Annotated in this window: 22 protein-coding genes; 7 read left to right on the forward strand and 15 right to left on the reverse strand. The window is 70.1% G+C overall.

The window, feature by feature from the left end; all coding sequences use genetic code 11:
* Positions 1-12 precede the first annotated feature (12 nt).
* From EER30_RS00655 to EER30_RS00680, 6 genes are all read right to left on the reverse strand, one after another.
* Positions 13-1,017 (reverse strand): phosphatidate cytidylyltransferase, encoded by a 1,005-nt coding sequence (locus EER30_RS00655; RefSeq protein ID WP_127497217.1) that lies wholly within the window; start codon positions 1,015-1,017, stop codon positions 13-15.
* Positions 1,017-1,574 carry a ribosome recycling factor gene (gene frr, locus EER30_RS00660; RefSeq protein ID WP_127497219.1) on the reverse strand — a complete coding sequence of 186 codons (558 nt, stop codon included), beginning with the start codon at positions 1,572-1,574 and terminating at the stop codon, positions 1,017-1,019. The genes EER30_RS00655 and frr overlap by 1 nt, the downstream gene beginning before the upstream one ends.
* Before the next feature lie 61 nt (positions 1,575-1,635).
* Positions 1,636-2,397, reverse strand: a complete 762-nt coding sequence (gene pyrH / locus EER30_RS00665) for a UMP kinase (protein WP_127497221.1) — start codon at positions 2,395-2,397, stop codon at positions 1,636-1,638.
* Between the two features lie 102 nt (positions 2,398-2,499).
* Positions 2,500-3,327 carry a translation elongation factor Ts gene (tsf, locus tag EER30_RS00670; protein ID WP_127497223.1) on the reverse strand — a complete coding sequence of 276 codons (828 nt, stop codon included), beginning with the start codon at positions 3,325-3,327 and terminating at the stop codon, positions 2,500-2,502.
* A 35-nt stretch (positions 3,328-3,362) separates the two neighbouring features.
* Positions 3,363-4,289 carry a 30S ribosomal protein S2 gene (gene rpsB, locus EER30_RS00675; protein ID WP_127497225.1) on the reverse strand — a complete coding sequence of 309 codons (927 nt, stop codon included), beginning with the start codon at positions 4,287-4,289 and terminating at the stop codon, positions 3,363-3,365.
* A gap of 225 nt (positions 4,290-4,514) precedes the next feature.
* On the reverse strand, positions 4,515-5,159 hold the full coding sequence (locus EER30_RS00680) for a hypothetical protein (protein WP_127497227.1): 645 nt from the start codon (positions 5,157-5,159) through the stop codon (positions 4,515-4,517).
* Between the two features lie 156 nt (positions 5,160-5,315).
* On the opposite strand from EER30_RS00680, the gene EER30_RS00685 reads away from it, so the two are divergent.
* Genes EER30_RS00685 through EER30_RS00695 form a run of 3 tightly spaced genes read left to right on the forward strand, consistent with a single transcriptional unit; the run spans position 5,316 to position 8,359 of the window.
* A complete protein-coding gene (locus EER30_RS00685) occupies positions 5,316-5,675 on the forward strand; it encodes a YraN family protein (protein WP_127497229.1) in 360 nt (119 codons plus the stop codon).
* Positions 5,676-5,679: 4 nt separating this feature from the next.
* On the forward strand, positions 5,680-7,206 hold the full coding sequence (locus EER30_RS00690; protein WP_127497231.1) for a YifB family Mg chelatase-like AAA ATPase: 1,527 nt from the start codon (positions 5,680-5,682) through the stop codon (positions 7,204-7,206).
* A complete protein-coding gene (locus EER30_RS00695) occupies positions 7,196-8,359 on the forward strand; it encodes a DNA-processing protein DprA (protein ID WP_127497233.1) in 1,164 nt (387 codons plus the stop codon). Before EER30_RS00690 ends, EER30_RS00695 begins: the two co-directional genes overlap by 11 nt.
* A gap of 83 nt (positions 8,360-8,442) precedes the next feature.
* Here EER30_RS00695 and EER30_RS00700 read toward each other — a convergent pair whose 3' ends face one another.
* A complete protein-coding gene (locus EER30_RS00700) occupies positions 8,443-8,628 on the reverse strand; it encodes a DNA-binding protein (protein WP_127499229.1) in 186 nt (61 codons plus the stop codon).
* Positions 8,629-9,741: 1,113 nt separating this feature from the next.
* On the opposite strand from EER30_RS00700, the gene EER30_RS47840 reads away from it, so the two are divergent.
* Entirely contained in the window at positions 9,742-10,176 is a 435-nt protein-coding gene (locus EER30_RS47840) for a hypothetical protein (protein ID WP_205650081.1), read from the forward strand.
* Positions 10,177-10,521: 345 nt separating this feature from the next.
* Positions 10,522-10,926 (forward strand): winged helix-turn-helix domain-containing protein, encoded by a 405-nt coding sequence (locus tag EER30_RS00710; protein ID WP_127497235.1) that lies wholly within the window; start codon positions 10,522-10,524, stop codon positions 10,924-10,926.
* Between the two features lie 192 nt (positions 10,927-11,118).
* On the opposite strand, the gene EER30_RS00715 is transcribed toward EER30_RS00710, so the two are convergent.
* Entirely contained in the window at positions 11,119-11,580 is a 462-nt protein-coding gene (locus EER30_RS00715; RefSeq protein ID WP_127497236.1) for a pyridoxamine 5'-phosphate oxidase family protein, read from the reverse strand.
* A gap of 132 nt (positions 11,581-11,712) precedes the next feature.
* Positions 11,713-12,210, reverse strand: coding sequence for a DUF6636 domain-containing protein (locus tag EER30_RS47845; RefSeq protein ID WP_205650082.1), 498 nt, complete (start codon positions 12,208-12,210; stop codon positions 11,713-11,715).
* A gap of 54 nt (positions 12,211-12,264) precedes the next feature.
* On the opposite strand from EER30_RS47845, the gene EER30_RS00725 reads away from it, so the two are divergent.
* Together EER30_RS00725 and EER30_RS00730 are read left to right on the forward strand one after the other, a co-directional pair.
* Complete coding sequence (locus EER30_RS00725) at positions 12,265-13,218, forward strand: tyrosine recombinase XerC (protein ID WP_240669692.1); 954 nt, start codon at positions 12,265-12,267, stop codon at positions 13,216-13,218.
* 17 nt (positions 13,219-13,235) lie between these two features.
* Positions 13,236-14,426, forward strand: coding sequence for an aminotransferase class V-fold PLP-dependent enzyme (locus EER30_RS00730; RefSeq protein ID WP_127497238.1), 1,191 nt, complete (start codon positions 13,236-13,238; stop codon positions 14,424-14,426).
* A gap of 8 nt (positions 14,427-14,434) precedes the next feature.
* Here the strand turns inward: EER30_RS00730 and EER30_RS00735 are convergent, their stop codons facing one another.
* From EER30_RS00735 to lepB (EER30_RS00760), 6 genes are read right to left on the reverse strand one after another with little or no spacing between them, the layout of a single operon-like run.
* Positions 14,435-14,869, reverse strand: coding sequence for a murein hydrolase activator EnvC family protein (locus EER30_RS00735; RefSeq protein WP_127497239.1), 435 nt, complete (start codon positions 14,867-14,869; stop codon positions 14,435-14,437).
* Between the two features lie 59 nt (positions 14,870-14,928).
* The gene (locus EER30_RS00740; protein WP_127497241.1) at positions 14,929-15,252 is read right to left on the reverse strand and encodes a DUF2469 domain-containing protein; all 324 of its coding nucleotides are present in this window, start codon (positions 15,250-15,252) and stop codon (positions 14,929-14,931) included.
* Entirely contained in the window at positions 15,249-16,100 is an 852-nt protein-coding gene (locus tag EER30_RS00745) for a ribonuclease HII (RefSeq protein WP_127497243.1), read from the reverse strand. Before EER30_RS00745 ends, EER30_RS00740 begins: the two co-directional genes overlap by 4 nt.
* Positions 16,100-16,546: an NUDIX hydrolase gene (locus EER30_RS00750; protein WP_127497245.1), complete on the reverse strand. Its 447-nt coding sequence runs from the start codon at positions 16,544-16,546 to the stop codon at positions 16,100-16,102. The genes EER30_RS00745 and EER30_RS00750 overlap by 1 nt, the downstream gene beginning before the upstream one ends.
* Before the next feature lie 44 nt (positions 16,547-16,590).
* A complete protein-coding gene (lepB, locus tag EER30_RS00755; RefSeq protein ID WP_127497247.1) occupies positions 16,591-17,232 on the reverse strand; it encodes a signal peptidase I in 642 nt (213 codons plus the stop codon).
* Positions 17,229-18,125, reverse strand: coding sequence for a signal peptidase I (lepB, locus tag EER30_RS00760; protein ID WP_127497249.1), 897 nt, complete (start codon positions 18,123-18,125; stop codon positions 17,229-17,231). The genes lepB (EER30_RS00755) and lepB (EER30_RS00760) overlap by 4 nt, the downstream gene beginning before the upstream one ends.
* Positions 18,126-18,231: the final 106 nt, after the last annotated feature.

An 18,231-nucleotide genomic window follows, 5' to 3' on the forward strand; every position in this document is an offset into this window, starting at 1 on the left:
AGTGCGCGCCGTTCACGTGTTCGCACCGATCAGGGCAAAAAGGAGGTATGCCGTGGGTACGGCGAACAGGATCGAGTCGAGCCGGTCCATCAGACCGCCGTGACCGGGCAGCAGGTGGCTCATGTCCTTGATGCCGAGGTCGCGCTTGAGCATCGACTCGGCCAGGTCGCCGGCGACCGCCACCATCGACAGGATCGCGCCGAACACCAGGCCCCAGTAGAAGGGCACGTCCAGCAGGAAGTAGAGCAGCAGCGAACTGCCGATCGCGGCCGAGACGACCGAGCCGGCGAAGCCTTCCCAGGTCTTGCCGGGGCTGATCGACGGCGCCATCTTGTGCTTGCCGAAGAAGACGCCGACGGCGTACCCGCCTGTGTCGGAAAGCACGACGGCGAGCAGCGTGCAGAGGACCCGCCAGCGACCGTCCTCCCCGGCGTCGGGCTGCTGGAGCAGCACACCGAAGCCGAGCAGGAACGGAACGTAGATCGAGATCAGAACGCTGGCCATGAGGTCACGGCGGAACGCGGCGGCGCCGTCGGCTATGCGCCAGATCACCGATGCGGCGATCGTCACCAGCAAACCGAGCAGCAGCGCGTCGGGGCCACCGTGCCAGGCCAGCCCGGTCATCAGCAGGGAGCCCGCGACCAACGGGATCAGCGGAGCGTCGGCGCCGGCCGCGCGCAGGGCGCGGACCATCTCGTAGACGCCGACCGCCGAGGCCACGGCGATGACGCCGAGGAACGCCTCCGGCCAGACGACCAGGGAGACCAGAACGATCAGGACCAGCCCCACACCGACGCCGATGGCGGCGGGCAGGTTGCGTCCGGCCCGCCCGGGGCCTTTCGCCCGCCGCTTGCCCTTCCTCGGCTGTTCGGTGATGGGGAGTTGTCCCGTCGGAACGTCCTCGCCCGCGTGCCAGGCCGGCTGGTTCCCGTCGCCGGGCCGGCCATAGGCGTACGGCGCCGGCACGCTCGTGTCGTCGCCGGAGTTCTGCCCGGCACGCGGATCGAGGTAGGACATCAGACTTCGAGCAGCTCGGCTTCCTTGTGCTTGACGAGCTCGTCCACGACGGAGACGTAACGGTGGGTCACGTCGTCGAGCTCTTTCTCGGCGCGGCGGCCATCATCCTCGCCCGTCTCGCCGTCCTTGACCAGCCGGTCGATCTGCTCCTTGGCCTTGCGGCGGACGTTACGGATGGCCACCCGGCCCTCCTCCGCCTTGCCACGCGCGACCTTGATCATTTCGCGACGGCGTTCCTCGGTCATCTGCGGCAGGTGGATGCGCAGCTGGGTGCCCTCGTTGTTCGGGTTGACGCCCAGGTCGGAGTCGCGGATCGCTCGCTCGATCGGGCCGAGTTGCGACGCGTCGTAGGGCTTCACGATCACCATGCGCGGCTCCGGGACGCCGACCGAGGCCATCTGCGTCACCGGCGTGGGCGCGCCGTAGTAATCCACCATGATCTTGGAGAACATCGCCGGAGTGGCCCGCCCCGTGCGGATCGCGGCGAACTCCTCCTTGGCGTGCTCGACCGCGCTCTCCATCTTCTCTTCGGCCTCGAAGAGTGTCTCGTCGATCACCGGCTCTTCTCGCCTCCTTGCTTTCTTCGGTGGTGCGGGGACGGAATCAGGCTCTGGGGGCTCAAGCCGTGATCAGAGTGCCGATTTTCTCGCCGCTGACGGCACGAATGATGGTGTCGTCACCCTCGGCGCCGAAGACCAGCATCGGGAGGTTGTTCTCCTCGCAGAGGCTGAACGCAGCCTGGTCGGCCACTCGCAGCCCCTTCTGGATCACATCCTGGAAGGTGAGAGAGTCGAGCTTGCGCGCGGCGGGGTCGATGCGCGGGTCGGCGGTGTAGACGCCGTCGACCCCGTTCTTGCTCATCAGCACGACGTCCGCGTGGATCTCGAGCGCGCGCTGGGCGGTGACCGTGTCGGTGGAGAAGTACGGCATGCCGGCGCCGGCCCCGAAGATGACCGCGCGGCCCTTCTCGAGGTGCCGGATGGCGCGCAGCGGAATGTAGGGCTCGGCGACCTGGGCCATGGTGATGGCCGTCTGCACGCGGGTCTCGATGCCCTCCTTCTCCAGGAAGTCCTGGAGGGCCAGGCCGTTCATGACCGTGCCGAGCATGCCCATGTAGTCGGCCCGGTTGCGGTCCATGCCGCGCTTCTGCAGCTCGGCGCCGCGGAAGAAGTTGCCACCGCCCACCACGATCGCGACCTGAATGCCGCGGCGGATGACCGTGGCGATCTGCCGGGCGATGCCCTGCACGATGTCGGGGTCGACGCCGACGGCACCGCCGCCGAACACCTCGCCGGAAAGCTTCAGCACGACCCGCCGGGGCCGTGCGGACGGCGGGGTCGGATCGTCAACCGGAACTGCCTGCTCGGTCACCATCGTCATGAGACCCGCCTTCCCTTCAATGCTCAGCAGAGACCTTATGGGAGAAGGAGGCCGGACGCAGAATCGCGTACCCGGCCTCCCTTGCCTCCAACGGCGGCCCGCTTACTCCTGGCCGACCTCGAACCGGACGAACCGGGTGATGTTCACGCCGGCCTCGTCCGCGATCTGCTTCACGGTCTTCTTGTTGTCGAGGACCGAAGACTGCTCGAGCAGGACGAAGTCCTTGAAGAAGGAGTTCACCCGGCCCTCCACGATCTTGGGCAGAGCCTTCTCGGGCTTGCCCTCCTCCTTGGCCGTCTCCTCGGCGATGCGACGCTCCGAGTCGACGACGTCGGTCGGAACCTCGTCACGGGTGAGGTAGCGCGGGCGCATGGCGGCGATCTGCATGCCGATGCTCCGGGCGTCGTCCTCGCCGGCCTCGTCGGTCTTGCCCTCGAACTGCACGAGGACACCGACCTGCGGCGGCAGGTCCTGCGCCTTGCGGTGCAGGTAGACCGCGACGGTGCCGTCGACGATCACGAAACGGTTCAGGACGATCTTCTCGCCGATCTTGGCCGAGTACTCCTGGATCGTGTCGGCGACCGACTTGCCGTCGAGGCTGGCCTCGAGCAGCGCGGCGGCGTCGGTGGCCTTCGTCTGCACACCGAGCTCGACCAGCTTCTGACCCAGCTCGACGAAGTCGGGGGTCTTGGCGACGAAGTCGGTCTCGCAGTTGAGCTCGAGCAGCGCGTTGCCGGAGTGGCTCACGATGCCGTTGGCCGCCGTGCGGCCGGCACGCTTGCCGACGTCCTTGGCGCCCTTGATGCGCAGGAACTCAACGGCCTTCTCGAAGTCGCCGTCCGCCTCGTCCAGCGCCTTCTTGCAGTCCATCATGCCGGCACCGGTCAGGTCGCGGAGCTTCTTGACATCCGCGGCGGTGTAGTTAGCCATGACTCTCTCTCGATGTCAGTTCGGGATTGGCTGACTTACTCGGCGGCGGGGGCCGCGGCGGCCGGCACGGGCTCGGCAGCCTCGGCCGCGGGGGCCTCGGCGGCGGGGGCCTCGGCGGCGGGGGCCTCGGCAGCCGGAGCCTCAGCGGCGGGCGCGTCGGCGGCCTTCTTCTCGGCGCCCTCGTAGAGGTCGCGCTCCCACTCGGGCAGCGGCTCGCCGGCGGCGACGGTGCCCGGCTCGGGCTTCTCGTCGGCGCCACCACGGCCACGGCCGGAGCGGGCGATCAGACCGTCGGCGACGGCGGCCGCGATGACCTTGGTCAGCAGCTCGGCGGAGCGGATCGCGTCGTCGTTGCCCGGGATCGGGAAGTCGACCTCGTCCGGGTCACAGTTGGTGTCCAGCACCGCGATGACCGGGATGCCCAGCTTGCGGGCCTCGTCAACCGCGATGTGCTCCTTCTTGGTGTCCACGACCCAGATCGCCGACGGCGTCTTGGTCATGTCCCGCAGACCACCGAGGGTCTTCGTGAGCTTGGTCTTCTCGCGGAAGAGCTGGAGGGTCTCCTTCTTGGTGTACCCGGCGGCGGTGCCGCTCAGGTCACCCAGAGCCTCGAGCTCCTTCATGCGCTGCAGCCGCTTGTAAACGGTCTGGAAGTTGGTGAGCATGCCGCCCAGCCAGCGGTGGTTCACGTACGGCTGGCCGACCCGCGTCGCCTGCTCGGCGATGGCCTCCTGCGCCTGCTTCTTGGTGCCGACGAAGAGGATGTGGCCACCCTCGGCGACGGTGTCCCGCACGTACGCGTACGCCTTCTCGATGTAGTCGAGCGTCTGGCGCAGGTCGATGATGTAGATGCCGTTACGCTCGGTGAAGATGAAGCGCTTCATCTTCGGGTTCCAGCGCCGGGTCTGGTGCCCGAAGTGGACACCGCTCTCCAGCAGCTGGCGCATGGTCACGACGGCCATGGTGGGTTACTCCCTGTTGTCCCTGGTTGTCACGCTCGCCGGCGGCGAGCGTCCTGGTGCCCGGTCGGCGGCCACAGTCGGACCCGAGATGATCGAGACCAGGGAGGGCCGTCGCCGCAGGTCATCAAAAAAGAGACCTGACAGAGGGCACGCGAGGTCGACCGCACGAGGCGGTCGCCGTCAACCAGCATACGCCAAGCTTCGCCCGGCTCCTCCTCGCGGGTTTCAGGCCACCGCCAGCCCCGCCGCGAGGAGCAGAATCAAACCCGCCGGGAGGTACGCCACCGGCGGGCGCAGCCAGGCCTCGCGGGCGATCGGGCCACCCCGGGCCACCGCGAACAGCCCGATTCCGCAGAGCGCGAAGCCGAGTGTGAGCAGAACCGCGGGCACGATCGCGCGGGCGGTGGGGTCACCGGTGAACGTCGCGTCGACCAGCAACCGGACAACGGGGATCATCAGGACGACCATGACGACGGCCACCACGATGGAACTTATCGGACGACGCGTCTGATAGACCCGTTCCTTGGGCTGAGCGGAGACCGGCGGGACCAGTGCGGTGGGCTCGGCGACCGGCGCCGGGCGGGCGGGCTCGGCTGCCACGACGTCGCCGGTGGGCCGGATCGTCGGGTACTCCGGGCCGCGGACGGGAACACGCACCTCCGGCTCGGCCACCGAGCGGGCGTGGCTTCCGGTCGACGCCTCCGGATATGACGGCCTCTGCTCGGGGAGGCGGAACGCGCCGCTCGGACGCTCGTGGATGCCCGAGTCGTAGGGGTTGGCGCCTTCGGGCTCGGTCGATCGGGAGTAACGGCCCGGCTCGGAGTACCAGCTGGGCTCGGAGTCATCGGCGGCGTAGCGGCGTCCTTCCACGATGTCGCAACTTAAGTGACCACGGGCTCGGGCGCCACCGGCGGGTCTCTAACACACCTGAACGGTGACCCTTCGGATTTCCACAATCGCACTGCGTCCACAGATCAGGAACCCGGCCGGATGCGCGGCGGGCTCGGCCGGGCCAGTTTGGGCGCCATGACGACGCAAAGGCGAGCGGTGGGGGCGTACGGCGAACACGTCGCGGCCCAGCACCTGCAGCAGCAAGGACTCGTGGTCCTCGACCGGAACTGGCGTTGCGCCGACGGCGAGGTCGACCTCGTGCTGCGCGACGGCGACGACATCGTCTTCTGCGAGGTGAAGACCCGGCGGAGCGGGTTGTTCGGTCCGCCGGCGGCCGCGGTCACCCATCAGAAGGTGCGCAAACTGCGGCAACTCGCACTCCGATGGCTGGCCGAGACCGAGGTACGCCCCCGCGAGATCCGCTTCGACGTGGTCGAGGTGCTCATGCCGTCGCGGGGCGCGGGTCAGGTCACCCACATCCGATCGGCGTTCTGACCCGATGAGCTACGCACGAGTTCTCTGCGTCGGCCTGCTCGGCATGACCGGGCACGTCATCGAGGTCGAGGCCGACCTCTCCCCCGGGCTGCCCGCCGTCGTGCTGACCGGCCTGCCCGACACCGCCCTGCACGAGGCCCGTGACCGGGTGCGGGCCGCCGTGGTCAACTCCGGCCAGACCTGGCCCAACCGCCGCATCACGGTCAACCTGCTGCCGGCCGCGCTGCCCAAGCACGGAAGCGCCTTCGACCTCGCTATCGCCGCGGCGACGCTCGCCGGCGCGGGCGAACTTCCCGGGGCCGCGCTCGACGGCGTGGTCGTGCTGGGCGAACTCGGCCTGGACGGCGCGGTGCGTCCGGTGCGCGGGGTGCTTCCGATGGTCGCCGCGGCGGCCGCGGCCGGGCTGCGCGAGGTGATCGTGCCCCTCGGCAACGCGCGGGAGGCCACCGTCGTGCCCGGCGTGACCGTGCGGGCCGTCGACAGCCTGCGCCGGCTGGTCGGCTTCGTCCGCCGCGCCGAGCCCCTGCTCGAACCCCCGCCGCCCGAGGAACTGCCCCGACCCGCCGGGCCCGACCTCGCCGACGTGGCCGGGCAGGAACTGGGCCGCTACGGCCTCGAGGTCGCCGCCGCGGGCGGGCACCACATGGCCCTCTTCGGCGCGCCCGGCGCCGGCAAGACCATGCTGGCCGAGCGCCTGCCCACGATCCTGCCCGAACTCGACGACGCGGCGGCCCTAGAGGTGACGGCCCTCCAGTCGATCGCCGGGGTGCTCCCACCCGACGGCAGCCTGGTCCGCCGCCCGCCGTTCCAGGCTCCGCACCACACGGCCTCGGCGGCGGCTCTCGTCGGCGGGGGCAGCGGGCTGGCCCGGCCCGGCGCCCTCTCCCTCGCCCACCGAGGGGTGCTGTTCCTCGACGAGGCCGCCGAGATCGCGACCGCGACGCTGCAGGCGCTGCGGCAGCCGCTCGAGACCGGACGGGTCGTACTGGCCCGGGCCCGGGGCACGACCGAATATCCCGCCCGGGTCCAGCTCGTGCTGGCGGCCAACCCCTGTCCGTGTGCGAGCCCCGCCGGCGACCAGCACTGCACCTGCCCCGGGCCGGTGCGCCGGCGCTATCTGGCCCGGTTGTCCGGCCCGTTGCTCGACCGCATCGACATCCGGCTCACCCTCGCGCCCCTGACCGCCGCCCAGCTCACCACCCCCGCCGGCCCGGCCACCTCGTCGGCCGAGGTCGCCACGCGCGTGGCCACGGCGAGGGTGGCCGCGGCCCGGCGCTGGAAAACGGAGGGCTGGCGGGTCAACGCCGACGTGCCCGGCCCCGTCCTTCGCCGCGCGCCGTGGCGGCTGCCCACGACCGACACCGCGCTCCTGCGCCAGTCGCTCGACAAAGGGCTGCTGTCGGCGCGCGGCTTCGACCGCGTGCTGCGGCTCGCGTGGACGATCGCCGACCTGGACGGCCGTGACCGCCCCGGCCGGGCCGAGGTGAGCGAGGCCATCCAGCTGCGAATGGGGGAAAGTCATGCCCGCTGACGACGACGACCGCGCAGCCCGGGTCGCACTCACCTGGCTGGTCGAGCCCGGCAACCGTGCGGTGTGGTCGCTCGTCGAGCAGGACGGGGCGCTCACGACACTGCACCGGCTCCTCGAGGGCGACGTGGCCGACCCAAGGCTGCGCACGGCCGTGCTGGCCAAGGCGGCCGATCTCGATCCCCGGCGGGTGGCCGAACTGACGCTGAAACGCGCGGAACGGCTCGGGGCGCGCATCGTGGTGCCCGCCGACGACGAGTGGCCGACGCGGGTGGCCTCGCTGGCGACGCTGACGCTCGGCGCCCCGGGCCGGATCAACCAGGATGTGCGGCCACCGCTGTGCTTCTGGGTGCGGGGTTCGTGGCCGCTGGGCGAGGCGCTGGAGAGGTCGGTAGCGGTCGTGGGGGCCCGGGCGGCCTCCGCCTACGGCATCCACGTCACGAACGAGATCGCTTTCGGTTTGGCCGAGCACGACTGGACGGTGGTCTCGGGCGGCGCGTTCGGCATCGACGCGGCGGCGCACCGGGCGGCGATGGCGGCCGGCGGGCGCACGGTGGCGATCCTGGCCTGCGGGGTCGACCGCCCCTACCCGGCCGGGAACGCCGCGATGTTCGAGCAGATCGTCGAATCGGGTCTGCTGATCAGCGAATGGCCGCCGGGAACCGAGCCGCTCAGACACCGCTTCCTGATCCGCAACCGGGTCATCGCGGCCGCCACGGCCGGCACGGTGCTGGTCGAGGCGGCGGCCCGCAGCGGCGCGACCCAGACGATGGGACGGGTGCTGGCGCTGCGCCGGCCCGCGATGATCGTGCCCGGCCCGGTCACGTCGGCCATGTCGGTGGGCTGCCACGAGCTGCTGCGGGAACGGCCCGACACGACGCTGGTGACCGGGCTCCCGCACGTGCTCGAGGCCGTGGGGCGGATCGGCGACTACCTGACCGATCCCCCGCGCGGCCCGGCGCACCGGCGCGACGATCTCGACGAGGAGTCGGCGATCGTGCTCGAGACGGTGCCCCGCCGCGGGACGGTCACCTCCGAGGAGCTGGCCGCCAAGTCGGGCCTGGAATTGCGCACGGTGCTGAGACGGCTGTCCCTGCTGGAACTCGCCGGTCTCATCGAGCGTCGCGAGTCCGGTGTGGCCCTGGTGCGGCCATGACCGTGATTTCGCGCAGCACGATGGAGGGCGTCTCTCCAGCCGCCCCAATGTCCGGGCGCCCACTCTCGTGGGCGCCCGGTCCGTCAGTCCTCGGAGTCGTCCAGGTCCCGGCGGTGCACCTTCATCCACGCCTCGACGTCGTCGGCCGCCCACACCTTGCCTTGAGCAAGGTCGGCAACCGGCTTGGGAAAGTCGGCGCGGCTGGTGATCTGGTACGCACGTTGCCGGCTGACCCCACCCAGACGGATGCGGATCTCGTGTGCCCCCATGAGCCGGATCGGTTTCGCTGCCACATGATCGACCGTAGGCGTGAGACTATTAGTCAATCATCAAGTTGATAGGAGACAGGTAGTCGCGAGTCATCTATACTACGCTCATGACTAGGTGGCGCCAGACTACCCCGCTGGTTCCGGTCGGACCGGCCCATAGACGCCTGTGGCGGTCGTTCTGGCGCCGCTGCAGTTGTGGCCTCGCGACCCCCTGCGTCGACGTGCTCGTCCCCGCGACACCGCTCCCGTTCCCTCCCCGGGCTCTTCCTCGGCTCCCCTCCGGGGCCACGGCAGACCTTTCCCCGCCCTCGCCTGCCATCGAGACGGAAAGGAGGTACAGCTACGACGACATCCTCATGAGACCGGGCAAAGCAGGGAGCGATCCCACCTTCCTGCCACGCTGTCTGCCCGGCGGTTCCCACTCTCCCGTGCGGAGACCCCAGAGACCGCCGGGCAGCAGCCCCCAACTTCGGCACGACATTCCGGTGACGCCCTCGCCAGGGCCGCACTTCACCAGGTCCGTCCGCACGATCGGGGGCGGCCGCCGTCATCCCACCGCCACCGACGGCGGCCGAGCCGGTTCGACATTCGAGAGCCGAACACAAGGCTGAGGCGGCTGCGACCCAAGCGCCGACAACGCCTCAGGCCCTCAAACCCGGGTGGCCGGGATCGGCAGCGGTCTCGTGATCAGCGGGCATCTGGTTCGAACGCAACCTCATGGCGGCGGACCCGCCGACCGGCAAGCCCTGGGAACCGCGGACCAGGCTGGCCCTGGCGACGCACACGCCGGCCGGGCTCTGGCTAGCCCACAGCGGGCTGCGGCGGCGGCTGGCGGCGCCGTCGCAGCCGTCGGCGAGCGACAGCGTCGAATCCCGAAGGCGGCTCTGTCGCGAAAGAACCACGGTCGGGGCTGTCCGGTGCCGGACGAGAGGCATCCCGACCCTGGAGACAAACGCGGACGTCGGCCTGAATCGGTTCGCCGAAGGCCGACGCGGGTCGGACCTCACGGGTCCGGCGACACATCGAGGCGTGCACAGCCGGCAGGGATCCGTTTCCCTGCCGGACCGGCAGTTCAACCGCCCGGGCCTGCGGGCATCTCCTGGGGGAGCCACCATGACCGAGACCGAACAGCCCCAAGATCCACCCGAAGCCGGCGGACCACCGAAACGCCGTCGCCAGCGTGCCCGAGCCGGCCGACCCGGCCGAGCCGACCGACCCGGCAAGCCGGAGACACTCAGGCCGCCTGACCACCTCAACGCGCGGCCGAGCTGGGACTGCCTGATCTGCGGAGATCCCTGGCCCTGCACGGTCGCGCGGGCCAAACTTCTCCGCGAATTCCAGCGCTTTCCTTCGGTGCTGTGCATCTATCTGACCGCTCAGATGTACGACGCGCTCAACGATCTGGTCTCCATCGGCCATCTGGCGCCGGCCGATCTCTTCGAACGCTTCCTCGCCTGGACACGGAAGTCCGGCGCCAATGCCGACGCCACCTCGATCTACGACTTCGACAGGCTGGCAAAGGATCCGCCTACGGCGGCAGCCGCCTGACGATGCGTTGTGTGCCTGATTGCCACGAGCTGGCGCTTCGAGGGCCGGGCTCGGGAGTTAGTTACCCGGGTCGGCTTCTCGGCCGGGAGAACTGGCTGCCGGGGGCGAACTGGCCACCCGGCGGCGGTGCTCCACTGGCGACCGTGGTCGGGTGGAGCGGAAGAACGGGCGACGGCTCTGGGCCCTCCCGCGGGTGCTTTCGCACTCTCGTTGTGCGGCTTCGGCCGCCGCCCGTCCAGCCGCCCGATCAAGTCTTAGCCTTCTCAGTGCGGCGAGTCTTATCATACCTACATGGCTTCGTACGTACAATATGACGGAGCATCGTGGTCACGTAGACTGGACCGCATGATCGATCCTTCGGCGGACCGGGCGGTCTTCCGTCAACTGGCCGACCTGCTGCGCAACCAGATCGAGTCGGGGCAGCTCGGGCCAGGCGAGCCGCTGCCCAGCGAGCTGCGGCTCGCGCAGGAATATGGGATCAGCCGCACGACCGTGCGGCAGGCGATCGGGCAGCTGCGCACCGAAGGGCTCGTGACCGTTGACCGGCCTCGGGGCACCTTCGTCCGCGTGCCCGAGCCGACCGAGCTCATCCCGCTGGCCCGCGGCGACCGTGCCAGCGCCCGAATGCCCACCGACGCCGAGCGCCGCAAGTATCGCCTCGGCGAGGGCGTCCCCGTACTCGTGGTAACCGCCGCTGACGGCACCGAGACCGTCCACCCGGCCGACCGCGTCCAGCTCACCCGCCCGTAGCGAGGCCGCGTCCAGCTCACCCGCCCGTAGCGAGGCCGCGTCCAGCTCACCCGCCCGTAAATGCCGCTGGGTCCACTCCGGCGACCGCCGGAGCCGAGTCTGATCATCCACCGCAACAGACGTGCCGAACCCGGCCACCGCAGCACCCGGTTCCGACCCGGGCGCCGTGACAACCGGTCGCCGGACGGGCGGCTATTCGCGGGTGCGGCGGGTGTGGCCCCGGCCGGTGTGCCAGGATTCGATGACCAGGTGGTCGACGGGGATGCCCACATAGGTCAGTGTCACCTCGTGAATGTCGATCCGGAAGAGGCCGGAGTCGCCGTGGGGCCAGTCGGGTGGGGGCGCTATCTCTACGGCGATGCCGGACAGCTTCGCGTCGCCGGGGCCGGACTCGGGGTTGTCGGTGGGCGGCTCGAGAGTCGGGGCGTGCATGGCGATTCTCGGGTCGCGGCGGACGTCGCGCAGCTTCACCGAGCCGGCCATCATGCCGAAGGTCAACTCACCCTCCTGGAAGGCGGCCTCGTTCGCGCTGATGCGCGGGGAGCCGTCGCGCCGGAGGGTGGCGATCGTCTTGTTGGTGCCCGCCTCGAACAGCGCCTTCACCCGCTCGGCGAAGGCGGGTGCGTCCTTCTCGATCTCGTGCCAGCTGGCCATGTCGTCGACCTTAGGGCGCGGGTACGACAGAAACCGGCGGTGCGAACACCCGCGATTCGCCTGCAGTAAAAGCGGACGAAAGCCGGACCGGTCGACGTAGCCGGCGGGTCGGAAAAGAGTTCAGATGAGGGCTCAGAAGAGGGTGTAGCGCGACGACGCGAGGGTGAAGCCGTGGCCGGTCTTCTCGTCCTTGCACGTCATGCCGTTGTTCTCGCTGTCGCAGCGGACGGTTCCCGAGCGCAGGGCCTCGCCGTACTCCAGGGTTGAATCCGCCGCGCCCAGCACGGTGTCGCCCGCGCAGACGACGGCCGCCTCGCCCCCGTTGATCGCGAGGCCGTTGCCCCAGTCGAGCTCGCAGTCGGCCGGCTTCGCGGGCGGCTCCCAGGTCTTGCGGCCGATGTCGCATCGCACGGCCGACTTGGTCAGTGCGCACGCGATGTTCTGCGACGGCGTACGGAACGTCGCCTCGTCGACCTTCCTCGCCGGCCCGGGCGCCGGGGCCGGACCGCCGAACCCGGACTTGGCCGAGGGCGATGCGGTGGACGGCGTCGGGGTGGGGGCGTCGGTCTGGGTGCAGGCGGTCAGCACGCCCAGCAGGGCCAGGGCCAGCAAGCCTCGGATCGGTGCCATGGTGAGCGGCATTCTAGGAAGGTTCCGCAAGACGCGCGTGGCCGCTTGACGATCATGCTCGAAGCGAAGACCGTCGACACGATGGGGACGCGGGAACTTCACGAACGACTGCCGCCGCAGCTGCGCCAGGCCGTGGACGACTTCGGTCACCACCTCGCCCGGGTCGACAACCGTTCGGCGCAGACCGTGCGGGCCTACCTCGGCGACGTCGTCTCGCTGCTCGACTTCGCCGCCGACGCCGGCATCACCGATCTCGCCGAGATCGACATCGTGCTGCTGCGGGGCTGGCTGGCCGCGCGGATGCGGCAGGGCGCTGCCCGCACGTCGCAGGCTCGACGGGCCGCGGCCGCCCGGGCCTTCACCGCGTGGGCGATGCGCACTGGTCGCACGGTGTCGGACCCGGGCGCGCAACTGTCCAGCCCGAAGGCGCATCGAACCCTGCCCACCGTGCTCCGCGCCGATCAGGCCGCCGGCTTGATCGAGGGCCACCACCCGCAGGAGGAGATCGAGGGCAAGCGCGACCGGGCCGTCCTCGAACTCCTTTACGCCACCGGCGTGCGGGTCAGCGAGCTCTGCGGCCTCGACCGCGCCGATCTCGACGAGTCCCGCCGCGTCGTCCGCGTCTTCGGCAAGGGGGCCAAGGAACGCGCGGTCCCCTACGGCCTTCCCGCTCAGCGGGCCCTCGACGACTGGCTGCGTCACGGTCGGCCGCAGCTCGCTAACGGAAGCAGCGGCGACGCCCTCTTCCTCGGCGTCAAGGGCGGCCGCCTGCAGCAGACCGTCGTACGCCGCGTCGTCGAGGCCGCCGCCCGCGCCGCCGGGCTGCCCCACACCAGCCCGCACGACCTGCGCCACTCGGCCGCCACCCACTTGCTCGACGGCGGCGCCGACCTGCGCGCGGTGCAGGACCTGCTCGGACACGCCTCGCTGTCGAGCACGCAGATCTACACCCACGTGTCCACCGAGCGCCTGCGGGCGGCCTTCAAACAAGCGCATCCACGCGCGTGACCCCGTACGATCGGAATGTGAGCGCCGAACAACCGCCCGCGGCCCTCCCCGGCGCCCGCCTCCTCTTCTCGCTCGATCCCGGCGTGTCCTATCTGAACCATGGATCGTTCGGTGCGGTGCCGATCGGGGTGCAGCGCGCCCAGCAGCGTCTGCGCGACGAGATCGAGTCGAACCCGCTGCGCTTCTTCGCCCAGGGGCTGAGCGACCGCATCATCCATACCCGACGTCACGTCGCCGCGTTCCTCGGTGCCGATCCCGAGGGCAGCGCCCTGGTGGCGAACACGACGACGGCCGCCTCGCTGGTGCTGCAGTCGGTGAAGCTGGAACCGGCCGACGAGGTGCTGCTCAGCGATCACAGCTACGGCTCGGTGGCGCTCGCCGCCCGCCGCCGTTGCCGCCGGGCCGGTGCGACCGTGCGGACCGTCGCGCTGCCGATGCCCGCCACGGACGCCGAGCTGGTCAGCCGGGTGCGCGCGGCGCTGCGTCCGGGGCGCACCAAGCTGCTCGTCATCGACCAGATCGCCTCGGCGACCGCGATGACCTTCCCCGTACGAGAGATCGTCGCGGCCGCCCACGAGCACGAGATCCCGGTTCTGGTCGACGCGGCGCACGTGCCCGGCATGCTGCCCGTCGACGTGGCCTCGATCCGGGCCGATTTCTGGGTCGGCAACCTGCACAAGTGGGCCTTCGCTCCGCGCGGCACGGCGCTGCTCTCGGTCGCTCCCGAGTGGCGCCGCAAGATCGAGCCGCTGGTGGTCTCGTGGGAGCAGGAGCAGGGCTATCCCCACTCGGTCGAATATCAGGGCACGCTCGACTACACGCCCTGGCTCGCCGCGCCGACCGGCATCTTCACGCTGCGCACCCTGGGCTGGGCCGACGTGCGCGCCCACAACGCCGCGCTCGCCGCCTATGGCCAGCGGGTGCTGGGTGACGCCCTGAACGTGCCGCGGGGCGAGCTGCCCCAGCCGGCCGACCCCGAGCTGGCGATGCGCGTCGTGCCGCTGCCGGCCGGCCTGGCCACGACGACGCCCGAAGCCCAGGCGCTGCGCCAGCTCATCGCCGACAAGCTCGCTGTGGAGACCGCCGTGAACGCCTGGGGCGGCCGCGGCCTGCTGCGCCTGAGCGCGCAGGTCTACAACCGCCCCGACGAATACGACCGCTTCGCCGAACGCCTGCCCGCCCTGCTGCACAGCTATCGACGGGGCTGAACCAGCCCCTAGAGGGGCAGAAGCCGAGCCCGCCCCAGGCCGAGCAACGTGAGCGGATCGAGATAGGTCGAGCCCCGGCGCAGCCCCCAGTGCAGGCAGGCCGAGGCCGCGCAGCCCGGATGCCCCGGCTCGAGCAGCCCGAGCGGATCACCCCGGGCCACGACCGAACCCCGCGAGACCGAGGCGGTCACCGGCTCATAGGTGGTGCGCAGCCCGCCGGCATGGGCGACGCTGACCACCCCTCGCCCGGCGACCCGCCCCACGAAGACCACCACGCCCGGCCCCGCCGCGCGCACCACCGACGACGGTGGCGCCGCGAGGTCGACCCCTCGATGCCCCGCGAGCCACGGCTGAGGCGGTGGATCGAAGGGTCGCACGACCGAGGGCGGCGTGACCGGCCACCCGAAGGCGGCGACAGCGAGGAGGATCAGCAGTCGAAGCATGCCGACCAACCTGCCGCATCAGGACCCCCGAAAACGGCCCTGTGGATAACCCCGGAGGGTCAGCTGCCGAAGCCGGGCTCGTCGGGCAGGGAGATGTCAGGCTTCTCCAGTTCCTCGACGTTGACGTCCTTGAAGGTCATCACCCGTACGTTCTTCACGAAGCGCGCCGGCCTGTACATGTCCCAGACCCAGGCGTCGTGCATCTCGACCTCGAAATACACCTCGCCGTCGGAGTTGCGCACGTGCAGGTCGACCTGGTTCGCCAGGTAGAACCGCCGTTCCGTCTCCACCACGTAGGAAAACTGGCGGACGATGTCGCGGTACTCCCGGTAGAGCTGCAGCTCCATCTCGGTCTCGTACTTCTCGAGATCCTCTGCGCTCATCGCTTTTCGCCCTCCATGGCCTCATCTTCCCCCACCGACGGCGACGGCTGAGGCTGGTCGCCCGACGCCACGCCGACGGTACTCTCAGCGGCCGCGACCAGCACCGCCGGATCGGCAACGGATGCATCAAACAGTACTGGCTGGGCCGCCCGCGACAAGTCGCGCGCCGCTGGTCGGCGCGCCCGTGGCGGCCGGTTCCCGCGCCCGGAGACGGCGGCGACGTTCACGTACGAGAACCTGTGCTCGGCGCAGGGCCCGTGCTCCTTCAACGCGGCGCTGTGCTCGTCGGTGATGTAGCCCTTGTGCACGGCGAATCCGTAGTCGGGGAACTGCCCGTCGAGCTCGACCATGATGCGGTCTCGGGTGACCTTGGCGAGCACGCTGGCCGCGGCCACGCAGGCGGCGACCCGGTCGCCCTTCCAGACGGCGAGGCCGGGCACGCCGAGCCCGTCGACCGGGAAACCGTCGGTCAACACGTACTCAGGCGGGGTGGTCAGCGAGGCCAGCGCCCGGCGCATGGCCGCCAGGTTGCAGACGTGCAGGCCGCGCGCGTCGACCTCGGTCGCCGGGACGATCACGACCGACCAGGCCAGCGCGCGGGCCACGACCTGTTCGTAGACGCGCTCGCGGGCGGCCGGGGTCAGGAGCTTGGAATCGGCCAGCTCGTCGATCTCGCCGCGCTTGCCCTCGGGCAGCACCGCCGCGGCGGCCACGAGCGGCCCGGCGCAGGCGCCCCGACCGGCCTCGTCGGCGCCGGCCACCGTACGGAAGCCTCGGCGCTGCAGGGCACGCTCCATCGCGTAGAGACCGCCCTCGCGGTGAATGACTGTGCGGGGTGGGGCGAGCATCAGGGCAGCCGCCGCAACAGGGCGGGGAGCTCGACCGGGTAGATCGCCTCGGAGCTGGCCTCGATCTCGTCGGCCGACCACCAGCGGTGATCGGTGATGGTCGCCTGTTCCTCGGCGTCCATGCCGGAGAAGTCGACCTGCCAGCCGGGCACGCGCAAGACGAAGAAATCTTGCGCCTGGCTGTAGTCGGTGTGGTCGAAGGTGAAGGACGTGACGTGGTTCCAGACCGGCTCGCCGAGCTCGGACGGCGAAACCCGCAGGCCGACCTCTTCGAAGAGCTCGCGGGCGGCGGCCTCGGCAGGCGTCTCGCCGGCGTCCAGCCCGCCGCCGGGGGTGAACCACCAGAACGTGTCGGGCCGGGCCGGATCGCCGCCGTAGAGCAGCAGGGCGCGCCCGGCCGGGTCGACCAGCAACACGCGCGCGGCACGGCGCTCGACAACGGTCACGTGACCAAGCCTATTGCGCTAATCGTTGATCTTTCGACCGGGTGTTACTTCGGGTCGGGAATCGAGTCGAAGCCGTCGGGCACGGTGAGCCAGGTGGCCCGGTTGACCGGCCAGAACACGGTGAACGCCCGGCCGACGACGGAGTCCTCGGGGATCGTCGCCTCCTGGATGTTCTCTTCGCTGTCCTGGTAGTGCTCGAGGGAGTCGCCCGAGGCGGAGCGGTGGTCGCCCATCACCCACAGCCGGTTCGGCGGCACGACGATGTCGAACTTCGCGTCGGCCGGGTCGTCCTGCACACCGTCGGCGTTGCGGTAGATGTAGGGCTCGTTGAGCAGCACACCGTTGATCGACAGTTTCTTGACCGTCGGATCGTACGAGATGTGGTCGCCCGGGACGCCGATGATGCGCTTGATGAAGTCTTCGCCCTCGGCGCCGGACTGCCACTCGGTCGGCGCCTCGAAGACGATGATCTCGCCGCGCTTGGGGTCGCGGAAGTCGTAGACCAGCTTGTTGACGAGCACCCGGTCGAGCACGTTGAGCGTGTGCTCCATCGACGGGGACGGAATGTAGAAGGTCTGCAGCACGAAAGCTCGCACCAGCACGGCGACCAGGACCGCCACACCCAGGAGGATCGGAAGCTCGCGCCAGAATGAGCCGCGGCGCTTCTCGGTCTGCTCGTCAATCACGAGGGGAGCCTACGTCGCCGTGTCCCGAACTTCAGTCCGGAACGCGCGGATAACGCCGCACTTAGCAGAAAGGGGAGAGCTGCGGTTCCGGTCACCGGATCCTCCTTGCGCACGGGAATCAGGCTCTCGGCGGCGGCCGTCGGGTGTTCGGCGGCGTACGTCTTCCAGACGTCGGGCACGGAGAGGCTGGTAAAACGGTTGCTCGGCCAGACGATGACGAATGCCCGTCCGATAACGTTACTGATCGGCACCGGGCCCTGACAACGCGCGTCCTGCGAGACCTCGCGATGGTCGCCCATGACGAACATCTCACCCTGCGGAACAACCACTTCCGTGAAGCGCCGGCTCGTGCACTGGTTCGGATTGGGTGGCTGGCTGAGGTCGGAGTTGAAACCCTCGGCGATGTACGGCTCGTCGATGCCCACGCCGTTGACGGTGATGCGCCCCTTGGCGTCGCAACAGGCGACCTTGTCGCCGGGCAGGCCGATCACCCGTTTGATGAAGTCGCGCTCCCCCGGCCGACTGACCCCGACGAGGTCACCGATCGTGCGCCCCAGCTTGGCCGCGAACGAGTTGCTGACCGCCTCGGTCACCTCGGGCGTCCAGTTCTCGTCGCCCCGGAACACCACGACCTCGCCGCGCACCGGATCGCGCATGTCGTAGATGACCTTGTTGACCAGCACCCTGTCCTTGACGAGCAGCGTGTTCTCCATCGACCCACTGGGGATGTAGAACGCCTGCACCAGGAACGTGCGGATCAGCACGGCGAGACAGAAGGCGACCACCAGCAGCAGCGGGAGCTCCTGCCAGAGCGGCATCTCCTTGCGCCGGACCAACCCACGTCGTCGCCGAGAGGCCGGGCCGTAGCCCTCCATCGGTTCCACTTCTCGCATCTCCCGCCACCGCCCGGCCGAACCACCCCGGATACAGCACTACCGCCCGAATATTTCCCCTCGCGGGGATTTACGGGCGGTAGTGCTGAAAGGGTTCACCCTGATC

It is taken from the genome of Actinoplanes solisilvae (assembly GCF_003999975.1).
Taxonomy (GTDB): domain Bacteria; phylum Actinomycetota; class Actinomycetes; order Mycobacteriales; family Micromonosporaceae; genus Actinoplanes; species Actinoplanes solisilvae.

Excerpts from the sequence above, each read along its gene's own strand:
- EER30_RS00655 (WP_127497217.1), bottom strand. The coding sequence starts at position 1,017 with ATGTCCTACCTCGATCCGCGTGCCGGGCAGAACTCCGGCGACGACACG.
- pyrH (WP_127497221.1), bottom strand. The coding sequence starts at position 2,397 with ATGACGATGGTGACCGAGCAGGCAGTTCCGGTTGACGATCCGACCCCG.
- tsf (WP_127497223.1), bottom strand. The coding sequence starts at position 3,327 with ATGGCTAACTACACCGCCGCGGATGTCAAGAAGCTCCGCGACCTGACC.
- rpsB (WP_127497225.1), bottom strand. The coding sequence starts at position 4,289 with ATGGCCGTCGTGACCATGCGCCAGCTGCTGGAGAGCGGTGTCCACTTC.
- EER30_RS00685 (WP_127497229.1), top strand. The coding sequence starts at position 5,316 with ATGACGACGCAAAGGCGAGCGGTGGGGGCGTACGGCGAACACGTCGCG.
- EER30_RS00690 (WP_127497231.1), top strand. The coding sequence starts at position 5,680 with ATGAGCTACGCACGAGTTCTCTGCGTCGGCCTGCTCGGCATGACCGGG.
- EER30_RS00695 (WP_127497233.1), top strand. The coding sequence starts at position 7,196 with ATGCCCGCTGACGACGACGACCGCGCAGCCCGGGTCGCACTCACCTGG.
- EER30_RS00700 (WP_127499229.1), bottom strand. The coding sequence starts at position 8,628 with ATGGGGGCACACGAGATCCGCATCCGTCTGGGTGGGGTCAGCCGGCAA.
- EER30_RS47840 (WP_205650081.1), top strand. The coding sequence starts at position 9,742 with ATGACCGAGACCGAACAGCCCCAAGATCCACCCGAAGCCGGCGGACCA.
- EER30_RS00710 (WP_127497235.1), top strand. The coding sequence starts at position 10,522 with ATGATCGATCCTTCGGCGGACCGGGCGGTCTTCCGTCAACTGGCCGAC.
- EER30_RS00715 (WP_127497236.1), bottom strand. The coding sequence starts at position 11,580 with ATGGCCAGCTGGCACGAGATCGAGAAGGACGCACCCGCCTTCGCCGAG.
- EER30_RS47845 (WP_205650082.1), bottom strand. The coding sequence starts at position 12,210 with ATGGCACCGATCCGAGGCTTGCTGGCCCTGGCCCTGCTGGGCGTGCTG.
- EER30_RS00725 (WP_240669692.1), top strand. The coding sequence starts at position 12,265 with ATGCTCGAAGCGAAGACCGTCGACACGATGGGGACGCGGGAACTTCAC.
- EER30_RS00735 (WP_127497239.1), bottom strand. The coding sequence starts at position 14,869 with ATGCTTCGACTGCTGATCCTCCTCGCTGTCGCCGCCTTCGGGTGGCCG.
- EER30_RS00740 (WP_127497241.1), bottom strand. The coding sequence starts at position 15,252 with ATGAGCGCAGAGGATCTCGAGAAGTACGAGACCGAGATGGAGCTGCAG.
- EER30_RS00745 (WP_127497243.1), bottom strand. The coding sequence starts at position 16,100 with ATGCTCGCCCCACCCCGCACAGTCATTCACCGCGAGGGCGGTCTCTAC.
- lepB (WP_127497249.1), bottom strand. The coding sequence starts at position 18,125 with ATGCGAGAAGTGGAACCGATGGAGGGCTACGGCCCGGCCTCTCGGCGA.